This window comes from Winogradskya consettensis, from assembly GCF_018332715.1.
Taxonomy (GTDB): Bacteria; Actinomycetota; Actinomycetes; order Mycobacteriales; family Micromonosporaceae; genus Actinoplanes; species Actinoplanes consettensis.
Genome location: NZ_BOQP01000029.1, coordinates 62,494 through 79,470 on the forward strand (window position 1 = coordinate 62,494; position 16,977 = coordinate 79,470).

16 protein-coding genes and 1 pseudogene are annotated in these 16,977 nt (G+C 68.9%); 7 read left to right on the plus strand and 10 right to left on the minus strand.

The features are described 5' to 3' along the window. The first annotated feature begins 27 nt into the window (after positions 1-27). Complete coding sequence (locus Aco04nite_RS26495; protein ID WP_212999971.1) at positions 28-1,386, plus strand: cystathionine beta-synthase; 1,359 nt, start codon at positions 28-30, stop codon at positions 1,384-1,386. A gap of 156 nt (positions 1,387-1,542) precedes the next feature. Next, the gene (locus Aco04nite_RS26500; protein ID WP_203836233.1) at positions 1,543-1,818 is read left to right on the plus strand and encodes a hypothetical protein; all 276 of its coding nucleotides are present in this window, start codon (positions 1,543-1,545) and stop codon (positions 1,816-1,818) included. A 259-nt stretch (positions 1,819-2,077) separates the two neighbouring features. Here Aco04nite_RS26500 and Aco04nite_RS26505 read toward each other — a convergent pair whose 3' ends face one another. The 5 genes from Aco04nite_RS26505 to Aco04nite_RS26525 form a co-directional block, all read right to left on the minus strand. After that, on the minus strand, positions 2,078-4,819 hold the full coding sequence (locus tag Aco04nite_RS26505) for an AfsR/SARP family transcriptional regulator (protein ID WP_212999972.1): 2,742 nt from the start codon (positions 4,817-4,819) through the stop codon (positions 2,078-2,080). A gap of 177 nt (positions 4,820-4,996) precedes the next feature. Continuing rightward, positions 4,997-5,518 carry a GNAT family N-acetyltransferase gene (locus tag Aco04nite_RS26510; RefSeq protein WP_212999973.1) on the minus strand — a complete coding sequence of 174 codons (522 nt, stop codon included), beginning with the start codon at positions 5,516-5,518 and terminating at the stop codon, positions 4,997-4,999. Beyond that, on the minus strand, positions 5,490-6,419 hold the full coding sequence (locus Aco04nite_RS26515; RefSeq protein ID WP_212999974.1) for a ribonuclease Z: 930 nt from the start codon (positions 6,417-6,419) through the stop codon (positions 5,490-5,492). Before Aco04nite_RS26515 ends, Aco04nite_RS26510 begins: the two co-directional genes overlap by 29 nt. A 289-nt stretch (positions 6,420-6,708) precedes the next feature. Beyond that, the gene (gene ppk2 / locus Aco04nite_RS26520; RefSeq protein ID WP_212999975.1) at positions 6,709-7,662 is read right to left on the minus strand and encodes a polyphosphate kinase 2; all 954 of its coding nucleotides are present in this window, start codon (positions 7,660-7,662) and stop codon (positions 6,709-6,711) included. 76 nt (positions 7,663-7,738) lie between these two features. Beyond that, a complete protein-coding gene (locus tag Aco04nite_RS26525; protein ID WP_212999976.1) occupies positions 7,739-9,160 on the minus strand; it encodes a CYTH and CHAD domain-containing protein in 1,422 nt (473 codons plus the stop codon). A gap of 80 nt (positions 9,161-9,240) precedes the next feature. Here Aco04nite_RS26525 and Aco04nite_RS26530 point away from each other — a divergent pair, with 80 nt between their 5' ends. Then, positions 9,241-9,423, plus strand: coding sequence for a hypothetical protein (locus Aco04nite_RS26530; protein ID WP_212999977.1), 183 nt, complete (start codon positions 9,241-9,243; stop codon positions 9,421-9,423). 161 nt (positions 9,424-9,584) lie between these two features. On the opposite strand, the gene Aco04nite_RS26535 is transcribed toward Aco04nite_RS26530, so the two are convergent. From Aco04nite_RS26535 to Aco04nite_RS26555, 5 genes and pseudogenes are all read right to left on the minus strand, one after another. Further along, entirely contained in the window at positions 9,585-9,908 is a 324-nt protein-coding gene (locus Aco04nite_RS26535; RefSeq protein WP_212999978.1) for a hypothetical protein, read from the minus strand. 97 nt (positions 9,909-10,005) lie between these two features. Continuing rightward, positions 10,006-10,665 (minus strand): annotated as a pseudogene (locus Aco04nite_RS49955) (nucleotidyl transferase AbiEii/AbiGii toxin family protein). Between the two features lie 10 nt (positions 10,666-10,675). Then, positions 10,676-10,978: a hypothetical protein gene (locus Aco04nite_RS26545; protein WP_244876310.1), complete on the minus strand. Its 303-nt coding sequence runs from the start codon at positions 10,976-10,978 to the stop codon at positions 10,676-10,678. Positions 10,979-11,167: 189 nt separating this feature from the next. Next, positions 11,168-11,821, minus strand: a complete 654-nt coding sequence (gene msrA, locus Aco04nite_RS26550; RefSeq protein ID WP_213000020.1) for a peptide-methionine (S)-S-oxide reductase MsrA — start codon at positions 11,819-11,821, stop codon at positions 11,168-11,170. 11 nt (positions 11,822-11,832) lie between these two features. After that, complete coding sequence (locus Aco04nite_RS26555) at positions 11,833-12,282, minus strand: HIT family protein (RefSeq protein ID WP_212999980.1); 450 nt, start codon at positions 12,280-12,282, stop codon at positions 11,833-11,835. Between the two features lie 24 nt (positions 12,283-12,306). Between Aco04nite_RS26555 and Aco04nite_RS26560 the strand changes: the two genes are divergently transcribed. From Aco04nite_RS26560 to Aco04nite_RS26575, 4 genes are all read left to right on the plus strand, one after another. Beyond that, positions 12,307-13,458, plus strand: a complete 1,152-nt coding sequence (locus Aco04nite_RS26560) for a cystathionine gamma-synthase (protein WP_212999981.1) — start codon at positions 12,307-12,309, stop codon at positions 13,456-13,458. A gap of 31 nt (positions 13,459-13,489) precedes the next feature. Next, complete coding sequence (locus Aco04nite_RS26565; RefSeq protein WP_212999982.1) at positions 13,490-14,851, plus strand: amidase; 1,362 nt, start codon at positions 13,490-13,492, stop codon at positions 14,849-14,851. A 42-nt stretch (positions 14,852-14,893) separates the two neighbouring features. Beyond that, a complete protein-coding gene (ilvA, locus tag Aco04nite_RS26570) occupies positions 14,894-16,117 on the plus strand; it encodes a threonine ammonia-lyase (protein ID WP_212999983.1) in 1,224 nt (407 codons plus the stop codon). 173 nt (positions 16,118-16,290) lie between these two features. Beyond that, entirely contained in the window at positions 16,291-16,632 is a 342-nt protein-coding gene (locus tag Aco04nite_RS26575; protein ID WP_212999984.1) for a DUF7660 family protein, read from the plus strand. The last annotated feature ends 345 nt before the right edge of the window (positions 16,633-16,977 follow it).

The window sequence follows — 16,977 nt, forward strand, 5'->3', positions numbered from 1 at the left end:
GGTCGGCACGGAGAAGGGCACACTGACGTGCGGTATTACGACAACGTCGTCGAGATCATCGGGGACACCCCCCTCGTCCGGCTGCGTAGCGTCACCGAGGGCATCGCGGCGACGGTTCTGGCCAAGGTGGAGTATTTCAATCCGGGCGGGTCGGTGAAGGACCGGATCGCCCTGCGGATGGTGGAGGACGCCGAGAAGGCGGGCCTGCTCAAGCCGGGTGGGACGATCGTCGAGCCCACCAGCGGCAACACCGGTGTGGGGCTCGCCCTGGTGGCTCAGCTGCGCGGCTATCGCTGCGTCTTCGTCTGTCCCGACAAGGTCAGCGAGGACAAGCAGAACGTGCTCCGGGCGTACGGTGCGGAGGTTGTTGTCTGTCCGACCGCAGTTGCCCCTGAGGACCCGCGGTCGTACTACAACGTCTCCGACCGGCTGACCCGCGAGATTCCGGGCGCCTGGAAGCCCGACCAGTACAGCAACCCGGCGAACCCGCGCTCGCACTACGAGGAGACCGGCCCCGAGATCTGGAAGCAGACCGAGGGCCGGATCACCCACTTCGTCGCGGGCATGGGCACGGGCGGCACGATCAGCGGTGTCGGGAAATACCTCAAGGAGCAGGGCACGGTCAAGGTCATCGGCGCGGACCCGGAGGGTTCCGTCTACTCCGGGGGCACCGGCCGGCCGTACCTCGTCGAGGGTGTCGGTGAGGACTTCTGGCCGACCACCTATGACCGGGACATCAGCGACGGCGTCATCGAGGTGTCCGACTCGGACTCGTTCGAGATGACCCGCCGCCTGGCCCGCGAGGAGGGCCTGCTGGTCGGCGGCAGCTGCGGCATGGCCGTGGTCGCGGCGCTCGAGGTCGCCCGCAAGGCCGGCCCCGACGACGTGATCGTGGTGCTGCTCCCGGACGGTGGCCGCGGCTATCTTTCCAAGATCTTCAACGACAGCTGGATGGCACGGTACGGCTTCCTGTCGGCCACCGACGGCACGCCCACGGTGTCGGCGGCCCTGGCCTCGAAGAGCGGCTCGATGCCCCCTCTCGTGCACGTCCACCCGACCGAGACGGTGCGCGACGCGATCGACTACATGCGCGAGTACGGCGTCAGCCAGCTCCCCGTCCTCAAGGCGGAGCCCCCGGTCGTGACGGGTGAGGTGGCCGGCTCCATCGCGGAGAAGGCGCTGCTGGACGCCCTGTTCACGGGTCAGGCCCATCTGCACGACACGATCGAGCGCCACATGGGCGAGCCGCTCCCGATGATCGGCGGCGGTCAGCCGGTCGGCGAGGCGGTGGCCCTGCTGGAGAAGTCGGACGCGGCGATGGTCCTGGTCGACGGCAAGCCCGCCGGCGTCCTCACCCGCCAGGATCTCCTGGCCCACCTCAGCTGAAGGCACGGTGATCGGCAGATCGTTGCCGATCACCGTGGCAGCCATCGGTCGTCACTGATAGTTGCCGAGGTCGCACACTCAGTCCGATCGGTGCGGGGTTGCCGGGCGTTGTATTGGTAGGAACGCCAGCGACGCATCGGGGAGGTTTGAGGAGAAATGGTCATCGTCGACCAGTCCGCGCCGGCCGGTGTTGTGGACCGCCTGCTCTGGCAGGACGCCCAGCGGATGCTCGGGCGGCACTCGGAGGCCGGGCATGACGGCAACTGTGTCTGGTGTGGATGGCGCTGGCCCTGCGCGCCACGCCGGATAGCCGAGCGTGCCGACCTGGCCTCCCGGCGCCCGTGGCGCGAGGCCTGGACGGTCCGCCATGACCTCAACAGCATGCGCGACCTGCCCAACATGCAGGACGACAAACGCAGACGCCGGACCTGACGACGGGCGTCGTCCACGTGGCTCGACCGTCCCCCGGCAAGAGCCTCCGGATCGACGCCTACCCGCGGTGATGCCGTGCGTAGCCCCGCCAGCGCGCCGGTGTCCCGCACCCCGGACCCGCCCAGAACCGACCGACCGGCACGCCTCCGCCGGTCGGCGCCTCCGGCCAGGCGCAGCAACCGGTTCGGGCGGGCGCGGTAGGCGGGAGTGCGTGACCACAGGTTCCCCCGCATTCACTCGGTCACGCACTTCCGCCCTACTACTTCAGTTTCTCCCGGACAACCGAGGCGTCCTTGAGGTCCACCTCGTCGAGGATGGTCAGCGCCTGCCGCCAGCTGTCCCGCGCCGCGTCGGTCTGGCCCGCCGCCGCATACGTGTCCCCGAGCCGGTGCAACGTGGTCCCCTGCTGGTACCGATCGCCCAGCTCAACGCTCATCTCGTGCACCCGGCGGTGCTCGGCGATCGCGGCGGCGTGACGACCCGAATGCTGCAGGGCGTACGCGAGACTGTCCCGGGCGTACGTCTCCCCGAACTTGTCGTCCTGCGCGGCGAAAAGCTCGACCCCGCGGACGCAGTTGGCGATCGCCGCCTCGAAGTCACCGGCGAGCGCCTGAGCCCAGCCCAGGTTGTTGTACGCCCCGGCGAGCTGACCCGTGAGCCCCGCCCGCGTCACGAGTTCGAGCTTGCGCTGGGCGAGCTCCAGGGCGACGTCGTACCGACCCTCGCGCTCCTCGATCCAGGCGAGCTGACCGAAGCAGCGCCCCTGCGCGTCGAGGTCGCCGAGCTGTTCGTAGATCGCCAGCGCCGGTAGCAGGCTCTCCCGCGCGTCGTCGTAGCGCCGCAGCCGGACACACGCGTTGGCCATGTCGCGCAAACTGCGTGCCTGTGCGGGCAGGTCGCCTGCCTGCTGGGCCGCGGCGAGCCCGGTGCGGTGGACGGCGTACCACTCGTTCCAATGACCGCTGCGGCTCAGATAGGTGCTCAACGTCCAGGCCAGGTCCGAGGAGCGCCGGTGCTCGCCGGTCTCCGCCGCGAGCCGGACAGCCTCGATGGCGGCCTGGTATTCCGTGGCGAACCACGCCATCGCGGCCGTGTCCGTGGCGAACTGCTCCGGGCGGGATGCGTCGGCGGGCGTGCCCAGCTCGATCGGGGGCCGGGCCGGGTAGATCATCCGGTCGGCAGCGGCCGCGCTGTGCAGGTAGTGGTCGAGCAGGCGGTGCCAGGCCGCGGTCCGGTCGGGCTCGGTGTCGATCTCGCGGGCCAGTTCCCCGGCGTACGCATGCAGCAGATCGTGTGTCGTGTAGTGCTCGTCCCCGACGCGGGAAACCAGCTGCGCGTCCACCAATTCGTCCAGCTGCCCAGCGTGAAGTGCGGCCACCGCCGCCGTGGAGATCGCGCCGCCGATCCGCAGGTGCAACAGCCGGAACAGCCGCGCCGCATCCGGGCTGAGCGTGCGGTACGACAACGCGAACACGCCCCGCACATCCGTGGCCCGATCGCTCATGGTGAACGCGTCCAGCGTCCCCCGGGCCGCGCGCAGCCGATCCACGTACGAAGCCAGCGAGGTGCTGCTCGCCGCGCGGGCCGCCGCGACGGCGAGGGCGAGCGGCAGCCGGCTGCACTCCTCGATAAGTGCGCTGACCGCCGACGGTTCCTCGTCGAGCCGGTCCGCACCGATCCGCTGGGCGAGCAGGACACGGGCCTCGGCCGGGTCGAGCAGCCGCAACGCCAGCTGCGCGGCGCCCTCGCTCACCACCAGCCCGGCGAGCGGGTCGCGGCTGGTCACCACGGCGAGGCTGCCGGGTGCGCCGGGCAGCAGGTCGCGCACCTGGTCGGCGTCGTGGGCGTCGTCGAGCAGGATCAACATCCGCCGCCCGGCCAGCAGGCTGCGATAGAGCCCGATCCGGGCCTGGTGCGTGGCGGGGATGTCCTCGGGCGGGACCTCGAGCGCGTCGAGAAATCCGAGAAGCGCCTCCTCGGCGGGCAGCGGCTGACCGCGCGTGGAGAAGCCCCGGAGTCCTACGTAGAGCTGGCCGTCGGGGAAGCGGCTCGCGACCCGGCGGGCCCAGTGCACGGCGAGCGCGGACTTGCCCACCCCCGCGGTGCCCGTGATGACCACACAGGACCGGGCACCCAGCAGGGCGTCCAGCTCGTCGAGCTGCCGGGTGCGGCCGGCGAAGGGCAGGTCGGCGGGCAGCTGGGCGGGCGCGGGCCGGCGGTTTCCCGACACGGTGACCGGCCCGTTGAGGACGGCCCGGAAAACCCGCTGCACGGCCACCCCGGGATCGAGGCCTAGCTCGGCGGCGAGTCGCTTGCGCAGATTCTGGTACGCGTCGACAGCCTCCGACCGCCGCCCCGCCCCGGTCAGCGCGAGCATGAGCAACTCGACGAACCGTTCCCGGAACGGGTGCTGGTCGACCAGCACCGTGAGCTCGTCCACGACCTCCGTGGGCCGGCCGAGATCGAGCTCCCAGCCGAACCGGGTCTCCAACGCCCGCAGGTGTCGTTCTTCGAGGTTCTGTGCGGCGGCCCGCAGGTACGCCGTGTCGAGCCCGCTCAGCGCCGGCCCGTGCCACAACTCCAGGGCGGCGGCCAGCTCGGCGCTCGCGTCGGCGATCCGCCCGGCGGCGCCCAGCTCCTCGGCACGCGCCACACCCGCGTCGAACGCGGCCAGGTCGAACGGGATGGCGTCGAGCCGCAGCAGATATCCGGGGGAGCGGCGCAGGATCACCTCGTCGCCGAGCCCGCCCTCGCGCAGCCTGTTGCGCAGCGTCGAGACCCTGTTCTGCACCTGGATCCGCGCGCCGGCCGGCGGCTGGTCGTCCCACACGGCGTCGATGAGCTGCTCGACCGAGACCACCCGCCCGGCGTTCAGCAGCAGGCAGGCCAGCAGGCTCCGGGCCCGTTCACCACCGAACGCGATGGCCGACTCCGGCCCCCGCGCCTCGACGGGTCCGAGCACCCAGAACCCTCGTCCGCGCCGGCCCCCGTCTCTGATCATGATCAGCGAAACCTATCTCTCCGTGGCGCCCTATGAAAAATCTATGGCGCCACCGGATTAGCTTCCTCGCCGGGTGATCGGCCGGTGCGTGTGCGTTGCTCGCCCCTCGAGGCGACGCGACAATCGGGGGGTACCGGCCGGTCCCCGCCCCAGGCCGGACCGGTCCGTAGGCCCCCCTCAGGCCGGTCCGGCCCCGGGCCCCACACCTCGCGAATAACGCATCTGCAGCACCGGCTCGGCGCCGATCGGCTCCACGCGGGTGGTGCCGTCCGCTGCCCACCCACCCTTTTCGTAAAAGGCGCGGGCCCGTGCGTTGCCTTCCAGGACCCAGAGCACAGCCCGATATCCGTACGCCGTGAGCGCACCCAGCGCGTCCACCATCAACGCCCGCCCGACCCCTTTCCCCACGAAGTCGGGGTCGGCGTGGATAGCGCCCAGTTCACCGGTCCCGTCCTGCTCGCTGGGACCGAGATAGGTGAAACCGGCGAGCCGCCCGTCGGCGATCGCGACGGTCATCCGGTGGTTGTCGGCCTCCCATTTCCACCGCTCGCTCCACCATTCACCGAGCGCGGCCGGCGAGCCGAAGGTCAGCGCTTCGGGAGTGAGGATGTCCGCGTAGGCCGAGGCCCGTGACCGGTAGTGCAGGTCGCCGATGCCCAGCAGATCGTCGTCAGTTACGGGACGCAGAAGCAGGCTCATGGGACAAACTTAGACGCGGGGGGACTTTCACCCGCATCAAGTCTTCCGCGAGCACGATGTCGCCGTCGAACTCCGCGCGCGCTTCGTCGAGGAAACGCGTGCTGTCTGCGTACCGTTGGGAGAAGTGGGTCAGCACCAGCGTGCGCGCCCCCGACTGCCGGGCCACCGACGCGGCCTGGCCTGCCGTCAGATGGCCGACCTCAGCGGCCATCGCGGCGTCCTGCGCCAGGAACGTCGACTCGATCACGAGCAGGTCGGCGCCCTCGGCCAGCGCGAAAACGCTGTCGCACAGCCCGGTGTCCATGATGAACGCGAACTTCTGGCCCGGGCGGGGCACGCTCACGTCGTCGAGGGAGACCCGGCCGGATCGCCCGGTCCGCTGCAGCTCACCCACGGCGGGACCGCTGATTCCGTACGCCGAGAGCAGCGCCGCCACCATGCGCCGTCCGTCGGGCTCGACCAGTCGGTAGCCGTACGTCTCGATGGAATGCCGCAGTGGCAGCGCCGTGAGCGCGCCCGCGGAGGTCTCGACCCGGAAACCCGGCCCGACTGGCTCGGGCCGCAGATCGGCGACGTCGTAGAAGCTGGTGGCGTGCCACAACCGGTCGAGGTATTGACGCCCGCCGGCCGGGAAATGCACGCGGACGGGGTGCGGCACCTTGTCCAGGGAGATGCGCTGGATGATGCCGGGCAGCCCGAGTGAATGGTCGCCGTGGAAATGCGTGATGCAGATGCGGGTGAGCGGGGTAACGGCGAGCCCGGCCATCAGCATCTGGCGCTGGGTGCCCTCACCCGGGTCGAAGAGGATCACCTCGTCGTCCCAGCGCAGCTGATAGCCGTTGTGGTTGCGGTGCCGGGTGGGCACCTGACTGGCCGTGCCCAGAATGGTCAGCTCGCGCATTTTCTGTCCCGAAATTAAGGCGACCCCCGGGGACTTCCACACGCTCTCACGAGCGGGTGGTCCGGTCGGACAAGGCCGGATCCCCGGGGGTCGGGTGGCTGCCTGGTGCTCGCCGAACCGCTGCCACACGGTCTCGACGTACTACACGAACTTTCGAAGCTGTCGAGGACAGCGGCTAGCGGACAGCCACCTCACGAGTCCCGATGCTATGCAACTTCGGACCACCTCCCTTCACGTGTACGGCTACGTTAACCACGCGAGGGGCTCGGCGACAACGCTTTTAAGGTCACTACAACCGAGGGAATACGCGCGGGGACATCTCGGTGCCCTCCACGGCCAGCGATGCGGGGCCCACGATCTGCGGGTCGGGGGTGCGGACGATGTCCGTGTCCTTGCCGGTGTAGTCGAAGCGGTCGAGCACGTAGCGCATGGCCTCGATCCGGGCCCGCTTCTTGTCGTTGCTCTTCACGACGGTCCACGGCGCGTCGGCGGTGTCCGTGTAGAAGAACATCGCCTCCTTGGCCTCGGTGTAGTCGCCCCACTTGTCCAGCGACTCGAGATCCATCTTCGAGAGCTTCCACTGCCGGACCGGGTCGACCTGCCGGATCGCGAACCGGGTGCGCTGCTCACCCTGGGAGACCGAGAACCAGAACTTGACCAGGTGTACGCCGGAACGCACCAGCATTCGTTCCAGGTCGGGGGCCTGCCGCATGAACTCGAGATACTCGGCGCGGGTGCAGAACCCCATCACCCGCTCGACGCCGGCCCGGTTGTACCAGGACCGGTCGAAGAGCACGATCTCGCCGGCGGCGGGCAGGTGCTGGATGTAGCGCTGGAAGTACCACTCGGTGCTCTCGCGCTCGTTCGGCTTCTCCAGCGCCACCACGGACGAGCCCCTCGGATTGAGGTGCTCCATGAAGCGCTTGATGGTGCCGCCCTTGCCCGCGGCGTCGCGGCCCTCGAAGAGGATCACCATCCGCTCGCCGGTGGTCTTGCACCAGTTCTGCAGCTTGAGCAGCTCGATCTGCAGTAGCCGCTTGTCATGGTCGTACTGCATCCGTGGCATGCGCTCGTCGTACGGGTAGTCCTCGCGCCAGGTGTCCACGGCGCTGCCGTCCGCATTGATCAGCACCGGGTCGTCGTCATCGTTGTCGGAGACCCGGTAGCCGCCGAGCTCGGCGATCGGCCCCGAGTAGGGCGGGGTGGTCAACTCATCGTCGAACTGGTGCTCCTCGGCCTGCATGAACAAGGTTCTTACCCAGTCGCCGCGACACCCCAACTCGCTAGAGGTGACTGAAACATGGACGCAGGGTTAACGATCAACTGAGCCAGGAGCGAAGGCTCCCCTTCCTGGACTTCTCGGTCACCTCGGGCAACCCGCGCCGGGTCTCCTCGCCGACCTGCTCCTGACGGGCGAAGAGGATGCCGTAGTCGAACGCGTTAGGCCGCTCCCACGCCGCGTCCTGCAGCACCTCCCGGGCGACCACCGAGTCCTGGTGCGCGCCGAGCACGTCCTGCAGCTCGGTCAGACCTTTCACCAGCCGCTTGCCGGGCTTCCCCGCGTCACCGGCGAAGACCTCCACGGCGTACCGGGCCTGCTTGTACTTCTTGCGGGCCTCGTGCAGCTCGCCGTCGTCCGCCTGGGCCTCGTCGAGCAGCTGATCGGCCTTGCGCAGCGCCTTACCGGCCCGCCCCAGGGCCCCCGCGTCCTCGGTTCCCTTCGCCACCGCGTCGTCGACCAGGTCGTCGATCGCGTCCAGCAGCGCCAGGTAGCGGTCCGAGTCGAGATCGGTGTGGAGCTGCTGCTTGCCCTGCTCGACGGCGATGGCGAACCTGTCCCGCAGCTCCTGGGCGACCGTCGGGAACGGCTCCGCGGCACTGCCCAGCTTCTGCGAGAGCACCTGAGCGTCCCGGACGGCCCCGAGGCTGTCGGCGAGCCACTTCAGCTCGTCCTTCAGCGACGCCGCCCGCTCCTGCTCAAATGATCCCTTGAACGTCTTCAGGGTGCTCCGCAGCCGCCGCGTGGCGACCCGCATCTTGTGCACGGCCTCGGGGTCCACCGCGCGCACCGCGGCGTCCTGCTCAGCGATGGTGTCGCGCTGCTCCCTCGCGTACCTGAGGACGGGGTTGAGCTTCTTGGGTTTGCGGTTGAGCTTCCTGAGCCGGTCGTCGAGCGCCCGGGCGAGCTTCGACGGCCCGGCAGCCGGAGTCGCCCCCGCGGCCCGCAGCAACTCCTCGACGGCATCGAGCAGCTCGGGGCTCCCGTCGACCAGCTCGACCTCGAGCTCCTGCCAGCGCTGCTCACCCGCGTCGGTCTCGGCACCGACCTCGTCCTGCGCGACCAGAGCCAGCGTGCGGCCCTCGCCGTCGCGCAACGGCGTCTCGATCCGGTGCGTGCGAAGCCGGGCCACAGGCTTCAATTCCCGGGTACGCACAATCGCGCGCACAATCCCGGTCAGCTCGGCGGGCACGACGTCCTCGTCGTCCAGCGGCACCTGATGCTCGCGACGACTCGACCCGGTCCCCGGCGTCTTCAGATGCCACCCCGCATCGTTGCCACCGGTCCGTCTGCGCAGCGTGTGCTTGTTACGGGCGAGCCGGAGATCCTCGGTGTCGAAGTAGGTGGCGTCCAGCTCGTGGACCTCCGCCTCGCCGAGACCGGCCACCGCGCCCGTGAGATCGGGCAAAGTGAAACCGGCGGGAACGTCATACTTACGTTCGGTCTCCGTCGCCGTCTGCATAGGGACAGTCTTACCGATCTCGACGGGATTTACTCCAGCGTCTCAGCCAACGCACAGCCCCGCCCGTCATATTGGATCGCGTGAACGAACCCGAACGCCGCAAGGTGTCCCTCGCCGGGCTCGGCCTGCTCAGCGCCGGCGCCGTCCTCGGCCTCACCCTCTCCGCCCCGGGCCCCGTCCAGGACGACTCCGCGGCCCGCCCGCCGGCCAGCTCTGCCCCCGCAGACCCGGCCGCCACGGACCCGCCGCCGACTCCCAGCTGATCCCGTGCTGTGCTTCAGCGTTTTCTCAGCCTGATCTTGCACACTGGACAACAGGCACCCGAAGCCCCGGTTCCCGTCCCCCGTGCGGGCGCCGGACTTCGCAGCCGACGAGAAGCGCCGCCAAGACCGCCGCCCCGGTCGAAGCGGCGCTTTTCTCTACGCTAGATCCGCGTGCCATAACGCGTATGCAAATAATGGGCCCGCGAGTATTCAGCCGCAGCCGCCCCGTAATACATGGTCGCCAGCGACACATGAAAACTGTTGTCACTCAAAGCATTCCGAGCATTCACCGTCTCGGCCCACCGAATCTCAGCATCGGTCTGACTGATCCCCCTCAGCGCACACTGCTGCAAGGTAAGCGCCTTCCCCACCCGCCACTTCTCCAGAGCACCCTCAGCCTGTCGCATCATCGACCTGGCCTGCTCAATCAGCGCCTCCGCCAAAATCCAAGCAGCATGCTCCTCCGCACTGTGAAACCTGGGCATCAATCCCCACCTCCGACCGATCCAACCTCCCGAAACGCCCTGTCTCCCAGTGTGTGATCGCGCTTCGTCAGGTGTCGATCTTTTCCACCCACAAGGATTACCCGCCCGCTGCGAGCAACTCGCCCCGCCATTCAGCAAACCGTTCCCGCATCACGCCGACGGCGACTTGCTCCACCCCGTAAGCGGCGAACGCGGCATCGCTGATCTGCTGCAGGGCGCCGAGCGCCGCGGCGAACATCTGCCGGTCAAACCCGGAGTCGGCTGCCTCAGCCAGCCGCAACAAGTCGTCTCTGGTGTGCTTCCCGCTCAGCAGGACCGCTTCGATGTCGAGAAAATCGCGGGGAAGGGCACGGCCATAGAGGGCCGCCATCTTGTTGCCGACAGCATCATCGGGGTGCAACACCGGCCCGATATCCAGCGAAACGGGGGCATGCGCACGCCAGTCAGCGGCCAACTCCATCTTTTGCGGGGCTGCTTCAGGCTCGTCGTCCCGCGTCACGAGAAGACGGGCGAAGGTTTACGCTTGTGCGCCGACAGTCACCGTAAAGCCGTTCGCGATCAGAGCTTGGATGACCAGGTCGGCCATTGCCGGGAAGTTCGCCCGCCGTTACCAATCCGTGAACAGGTCGACGTCACCACTCGGGCGGTCACCCATGCCGTGCATCCGAACTGCATAACCGCCGGCGAGCGCGAGCCCATGCTCCCCGCCCGCGGCCTCGAGAGCGATCGCGGCCAAGCGCCGATGCCTGGGATCCATGCCCTGGACCCTACGCGGCTGCCGAACTCGTTCCCGTCGGCCTCAGCTCGGGGAAACGCCGTTCCCAGGTGCCGCGCAGGTCTGCCGGGAGCCACAACATCGGCCATAGCCGGACCAATGTCCCCCGATCGAGGTATTCATGCAGGTCATCCGGCTTGGTGGCCTCGATGAGCACCGTCCGGTAATAATCGATGAGCCGCGCATCGTCGTCCAGGTCATAGCTCGCAGACCCGGACCAATCGAGATGCGCCGGCAACACCACGATGCCGCCGAAGGGGCCTCGCAGTGCCGGCAGGCTCGCAGCGATCACCACTGGCTTCGCGTAACGGCGCACCCTGTTCCCTCCGGCCTCGATGCATTCAAGCTACGGCATTGGAGTGCCGAGAGCTTTGAGGATCTCGGTCCGACCAGCCTTGATCCTTTTCCTGGAGCAAACCGGTCATCGCGGCAAGGCCACCGAGCCGCAGCTCAGTGGCCTGCTGTGCCGTCCTGTGCCCGATTGTCAGGCGGTCTTGGCGACGCCGATGGGGCAGGTCATGCCGTTGGGGCCGTGGTTGCAGTAGCCGCCGGGGTTCTTGTCGAGGTACTGCTGGTGGTAGTTCTCGGCGTAGTAGTACGCGCCGAGCGGCTTGATCTCCGTCGTGATCGCGCCGTGGCCGGCGGTCTTCACGATCGGCTGGAAGGCCTCCAGGCTGTCCTGGGCGGTCTTGGCCTGTGCAGGCGTCGTGGTGTAGATCGCCGAGCGGTACTGCGTGCCCTTGTCGTTGCCCTGGCGCATGCCCTGGGTGGGGTTGTGGTTCTCCCAGAAGGCCTTGAGGAGGGTTTCGTAGGTGACCTTGGCGGGGTCGTAGACGACCTGGACGACCTCGGTGTGGCCGGTGGAGCCGGAGCAGGTCTCCTCGTAGGTCGGGTTCTCGGTGAAGCCGCCCGCATACCCGGCCGAGGTCGAGTAGACGCCGGGGATCTCCCAGAAGATGCGCTCGGCGCCCCAGAAGCAGCCCATGCCGAACACAGCCGTCTCGAGGCCGGCCGGCCAGGGGCCCTTCAGGGGGGTTCCGAGCACCGTGTGCGTGTCGGCCACCGGGATCTCGATCAAGCGTCCCGGGAGGGCCTTGTCGGGGGTGGGCAGCTCGAGCTTCTTGTACCGCAGGAACACGGTGACTCCCTTCATCCGCTCGGTGTAACAACAACCCCCTCGGGATCCTTACCAAGCGCCGAGCCGATGCGAGCCGCATAGGAATGGGCCTCCTCGTCGGAGGCGTATTTGGTGCGCGGCCAGAAGAAACCACGTAGTCCGTCACCCTTTGTCCGGGGGACGACGTGGACGTGCAGGTGTGGCTGCGACTGCGACACGACGTTGTTGTTCGCCACGAACGTGCCCTGTGCGCCCAGGGCCTGGGGCACCGCCCCGGCGACGCGCTGCACGAGGGTGAAGAAGCCGGGCAGGAGATCCGCGGGCAGGTCGGTGAGTTGCGACACGTGGGGGCGGGGGACGAGGAGGACGTGACCCTTGAACACCGGGCGTACGTCGAGAAAGCCGACCCCGTCCGGGGTGTCCACGACCTTGAAGGCGGGAACGGTGCCCGCCACGATCCCACAGAAGAGGCAAGCGGCCATCCGCGCAGACTAGCCTTGCCCCTCATGACGGGTAATGAGTACGGCTTCGACACTCTGGCCATCCACGCGGGGCAGGAACCGGACCCGCGGACCGGATCCGTCGTGCCGCCTATCTACCAGACGAGCACGTTCGCCCAGGACGCTGTCGGCTCGCCGCGGCTGGGATACGAGTACAGCCGATCGGGGAACCCGACCCGTGACGCGCTGCAGGAGTGCCTGGCCGCGATCGAGGGTGGCCGCCGGGGCCTCGCGTTCGCGAGCGGGCTCGCCGCCGAGGACGCGCTGCTGCGGACGCTGTGCCGGCCCGGTGACCACGTCGTGATCCCGGACGACGCCTACGGCGGCACGTTCCGGCTGTTCAGCAAGGTCGCCGAGAACTGGGGGCTGGACTGGACCGCCGTGCCGCTGGGTGACCTCGACGCGGTCCGGGCGGCGTTCCGGCCCGGCAAGACCCGGATGATCTGGGCCGAGACGCCGACGAATCCGCTGCTCAACATCGCGGACATCGCGGCGCTGGCCGGGCTTGCCCACGAGTACGACGCGGTGCTCGCCGTCGACAACACGTTCGCCTCGCCGTACCTGCAGCAGCCGCTCGGGCTCGGCGCGGACGTGGTGATCCACTCGACGACGAAATACCTCGGCGGGCATTCCGACGTGGTCGGCGGCGCGCTCGTCACCGCCGAGGACGGGCTCGGGGAGCAGCTCGCCTTCCACCAGAACGCGATGGGCGCCATCAACGGGCCGTTCGACGCGTGGCTGACGTTGCGGGGGATCAAGACTCTCGGCGTACGGATGGATCGGCACTGTGACAACGCCGAGCGGATCGTCGGTTTCCTGCAGAGCCATGCGAAGGTGGCCGAGGTCCTGTATCCCGGGCTTGAGTCGCATCCCGGACACGAGGTGGCGGCGAAGCAGATGTCGCGCTTCGGCGGCATGATCTCGTTCCGGGCGAAGGGCGGCCCTGAGCAGGCCATCGATATCTGCAACCGGACAAAGCTCTTCGTCCTGGCGGAGTCGCTGGGCGGCGTCGAATCGCTCATCGAGCACCCCGGGCAGATGACACACCTCAGCGCGGCGGGCTCACCGCTTGAAGTCCCCGCCGATCTCGTGCGACTGTCTGTCGGCATCGAAACCGCTGACGATCTGCTCACCGACCTCGAGCAGGCGCTCGGTTAGATCTACTAGAGACCACAGGCGGAGACGGGCCATGGAAAACCTGGCGACCACGTGGGTGGGTGCCACGGCGAAGCAGATCTCCCGTGCTGTCCGTCGCGGTGACACGACGGCCACCCAGGTGGTCGCCGACCACCTGGAGCAGATCGCGATCTCGGACCCGGCGCTGTCGGCGTTCCGGGTCGTGCGCGCGACGGAGGCGATCGTCGAGGCCGAGAAGGTCGACGAGCAGGAGGATCTGGCGAACCTGCCGCTGGCCGGGGTGCCGGTCGCGGTGAAGGAGAACACGCCGGTCGCCGGCCTGCCGACCTGGCACGGTTCGGCTGCCGCGCGCACCGGGATCGCCGAGGACGACCACGAGGTCGTCCGCCGGCTCCGGGGCGCGGGCGCCGTCGTGGTCGGCGTCACCCGCATGCCCGAGATGGGGCTGTGGGCGACCACCGACGACCCCGATGAGGCCACCCGTAACCCCTGGTCGCTGGACCGCACCCCGGGCGGCTCGTCCGGTGGTGCGGCCGCCGCGGTCGCCGCCGGTCTGGTGCCGATCGCGCACGGCAACGACGGCCTCGGCTCGGTGCGCATCCCGGCGGCCAACTGCGGCCTGATCGGGCTCAAGCCGGGCCGTGGCGTCGTCCCGGTCGACCTGGGTCGCGAGGACTGGCTCGGGCTGGTGGAGCACGGCATCCTGGCGACCACCGTCGCCGACGCGGCGCTCGGCTTCAGCGTCCTCGCCGGTCGCTCCCCGGCAAAACTAACCCCGCCGGAGAAGCTGCGGGTCGGCGTCGGCCTGCGCTCTCCGGTCCAGGGTGTACGCCCGGACGAGCCGAACCGTGAAGCAGTGTCGACGGCCGCGAAGCTGCTGGTGGAGGCGGGGCACGACACGCTGAAAGCAGAGCCCGACTACACCCCGTCGCTGGGGTTGTCGGGGCTGATGACCTGGTTCGCTTGCGCGTACCGTGAGTCTGAGGGCCTTGATCTGTCGAAGTTGCAGCCCCGCACCCGGCGGCACATCCGGCTGGGCAAGCTCGCCTGGAACCGGGGCTGGGCGAAGCAGGGCCCGCGTGACGCGTGGCGTGCCAAGAGCATCGCGTTCTTCGAGGAGAACGGCATCGACGTGCTGCTCACCCCGGCCCTGGCAGCCACACCGCCACCGGCCGGCGGGCACGCGGGCGGCAGTTGGCTCGCCAACATGCGGACCAACGTCACCTACGCTCCGTACGCCGCGCCCTGGAACGTCGCAGGTCTGCCCGCGATCGTCGTGCCGATGGGTCTGCGCCCGGACGGTCTGCCGGTCGGCGTGCAGCTGGTCGGCCCGCCGGATTCCGAGCTGCTCCTGCTCTCGATCGCGGGGCAGCTGGAGGTCGCCCGGCCGTGGACCCGGCAGGCATTCGTCTGATCCACTTTTCAAGATCACCGAACGGGTGCGACGATCTCCCTCATGAGTGACCTGCTTTCGCTCGCCGACGTCGAGGCGGCCCGCAAGGTGCTTGGCGACGTCGTGAAGACCACCCCGCTCGAGCACTCGGTGCCGGTCAGCACCGTTCTCGGCATGCCCGCGTACCTCAAGTGCGAGAACCAGCAGCGTGCCGGGTCGTACAAGGTGCGCGGCGCGTACACGAGGATCTCCCGGCTCACCGACGCCGAGCGGGCCCGCGGGGTGGTCGCGGCGAGCGCCGGCAACCATGCCCAGGGTGTCGCGCTCGCGGCGGGCCTGCTCGGCGCGCAGGCCACGGTCTTCATGCCGGAGGGCGCGCCGCTGCCCAAGGTCACGGCGACGAAGGGCTACGGCGCCGCCATCGAGTACGCGGGGACGTCCGTCGACGACTCGCTCGCCGCCGCCCGCGAATTCGCCGACCGCACCGGCGCGATCCTCATCCACCCGTTCGACCACCACGACGTCATCGCCGGTCAGGGCACCGTCGGCCTTGAGATCCTCGAACAGCGCCCCGACGTCGGCACCATCATCACCGCGGTCGGCGGCGGCGGCCTGATCTCCGGCGTAGCGGTCGCGGCCAAGGCCCTCAAACCGGACGTACGCATCATCGGCGTCCAGGCCGCCGGATGTGCTGCCTACCCACCGTCACTGTCGGCGGGCGCCCCCGTCACGCTCACGGAATCGGCCACCATCGCGGACGGTATCGCCGTGATGCGCCCCGGCGACCTGACCTTCGCCCACGTCAACGAACTCGTCGACGAGATCGTCACCGTCACCGACGAGGACCTCTCGGCAGCCCTGCTGGTCCTGCTCGAACGACACAAGATGGTCGTCGAACCAGCCGGCGGCGCAGCGGTCGCGGCCCTGCTCACCGGCAAGATCGACCTCAAGCCCCCGGTGGTGGCGATCCTCTCGGGCGGCAACATCGACCCCCTGCTCCTGATGCGCGTCATCGAGCACGGCCTGGCCTCGGCGGGCCGCTTCGTCCGCCTCTCGGTCAGCACCGGCGACAAACCGGGCCAGCTCGCCGGCCTGCTCTCGGAGATCGCCCGCCACCGCGTCAACATCGTCGACATCGTCCACACCAGGCACAACCCGCACCTCAACTTCGGCGAGGTCGAGGTCCAGCTCTCCGTCGAAACCCGAGGCCCGGACCACACCAACACCCTGATCGGCTCCCTCCGGGACTCCGGCTACCTGGTCACCCCCCTTTCAGGTACGCCCTGAGCGCACTTCCACCCCGATCCGTACCGCGCATGCACTGATTCCCGCGCCGTCGAAAGCCGCGAGCGTGCGTGGGTGATCTTCAGGGAGCTCGACCGGCTTCGAGCGGACGTAGAGCGTCGCGTGTTCGCTGACCTTGGCCTGCAGGGTGCCCGAGGCAGCGCCGCGAGCCGCCGATGAATCTCCGCCTGGATGAGATTCACCGGCTTCCGCACTGGCAGAGGCCCGGCCGGCGGGGTCCAGTAGGGCGCGGCATCCTGGACTGGCAGGATCCTGAGCTGAGCGCTGTCGAGACCCGTGAGGATCTTGCTCGCTATCTGGAAGCCCTCGCGGCAAGTCTTCGCGAGGGCACAATCTCGACGGAGAACCCGTCCACAGCGGCCTTTGTGGACGCGGCAGGCCGCTGGACGGCATCGATGGACGGCTTCTTTGCGAATATCCTCGAAGTGCCGGTTCCTGGCGCTCCTGATTGGTCGATGATCGCTGCGATATTCCGTGCGGCACTCGTCTACGAGTAGCGGTCAGGTCATCACCGCCGACCTGGGAAGTGGCCGCAGCAGCCGACGTCCTCGACGGCGGACTGAACGGCACCACCGGCGATGAGCGCCATCCCTACAGCCCCCGGCACTGCGGCCAGCCGCGAACTCTTACCCACCGCACGGAGGGCCCCGCGCCAGCGAGGCCCTCCGGCTTTGGTCATGGCTGAGCCCTGTTCGCACGGGCTTGCGACATTCATCTTGCAGCTGTTCTCAGCCTCACCCAGCCGCAGCCAAGCTCCTTGCCCGCTGTTCGCCGGGTTGGCCCAAAGCCCACCCAGCTGTGGCCAGGCTTCTTGTCCGCTGTTCGCCGGGTTGGCCCAAAGC

Coding starts and splice junctions, on each gene's coding strand:
- Aco04nite_RS26500 (WP_203836233.1), top strand. CDS start 1,543: ATGGTCATCGTCGACCAGTCCGCGCCGGCCGGTGTTGTGGACCGCCTG.
- Aco04nite_RS26505 (WP_212999972.1), bottom strand. CDS start 4,819: ATGATCAGAGACGGGGGCCGGCGCGGACGAGGGTTCTGGGTGCTCGGA.
- Aco04nite_RS26510 (WP_212999973.1), bottom strand. CDS start 5,518: ATGAGCCTGCTTCTGCGTCCCGTAACTGACGACGATCTGCTGGGCATC.
- Aco04nite_RS26515 (WP_212999974.1), bottom strand. CDS start 6,419: ATGCGCGAGCTGACCATTCTGGGCACGGCCAGTCAGGTGCCCACCCGG.
- ppk2 (WP_212999975.1), bottom strand. CDS start 7,662: ATGCAGGCCGAGGAGCACCAGTTCGACGATGAGTTGACCACCCCGCCC.
- Aco04nite_RS26525 (WP_212999976.1), bottom strand. CDS start 9,160: ATGCAGACGGCGACGGAGACCGAACGTAAGTATGACGTTCCCGCCGGT.
- Aco04nite_RS26535 (WP_212999978.1), bottom strand. CDS start 9,908: ATGCCCAGGTTTCACAGTGCGGAGGAGCATGCTGCTTGGATTTTGGCG.
- Aco04nite_RS26555 (WP_212999980.1), bottom strand. CDS start 12,282: ATGGCCGCTTGCCTCTTCTGTGGGATCGTGGCGGGCACCGTTCCCGCC.
- Aco04nite_RS26560 (WP_212999981.1), top strand. CDS start 12,307: ATGACGGGTAATGAGTACGGCTTCGACACTCTGGCCATCCACGCGGGG.
- Aco04nite_RS26565 (WP_212999982.1), top strand. CDS start 13,490: ATGGAAAACCTGGCGACCACGTGGGTGGGTGCCACGGCGAAGCAGATC.
- ilvA (WP_212999983.1), top strand. CDS start 14,894: ATGAGTGACCTGCTTTCGCTCGCCGACGTCGAGGCGGCCCGCAAGGTG.
- Aco04nite_RS26575 (WP_212999984.1), top strand. CDS start 16,291: ATGAATCTCCGCCTGGATGAGATTCACCGGCTTCCGCACTGGCAGAGG.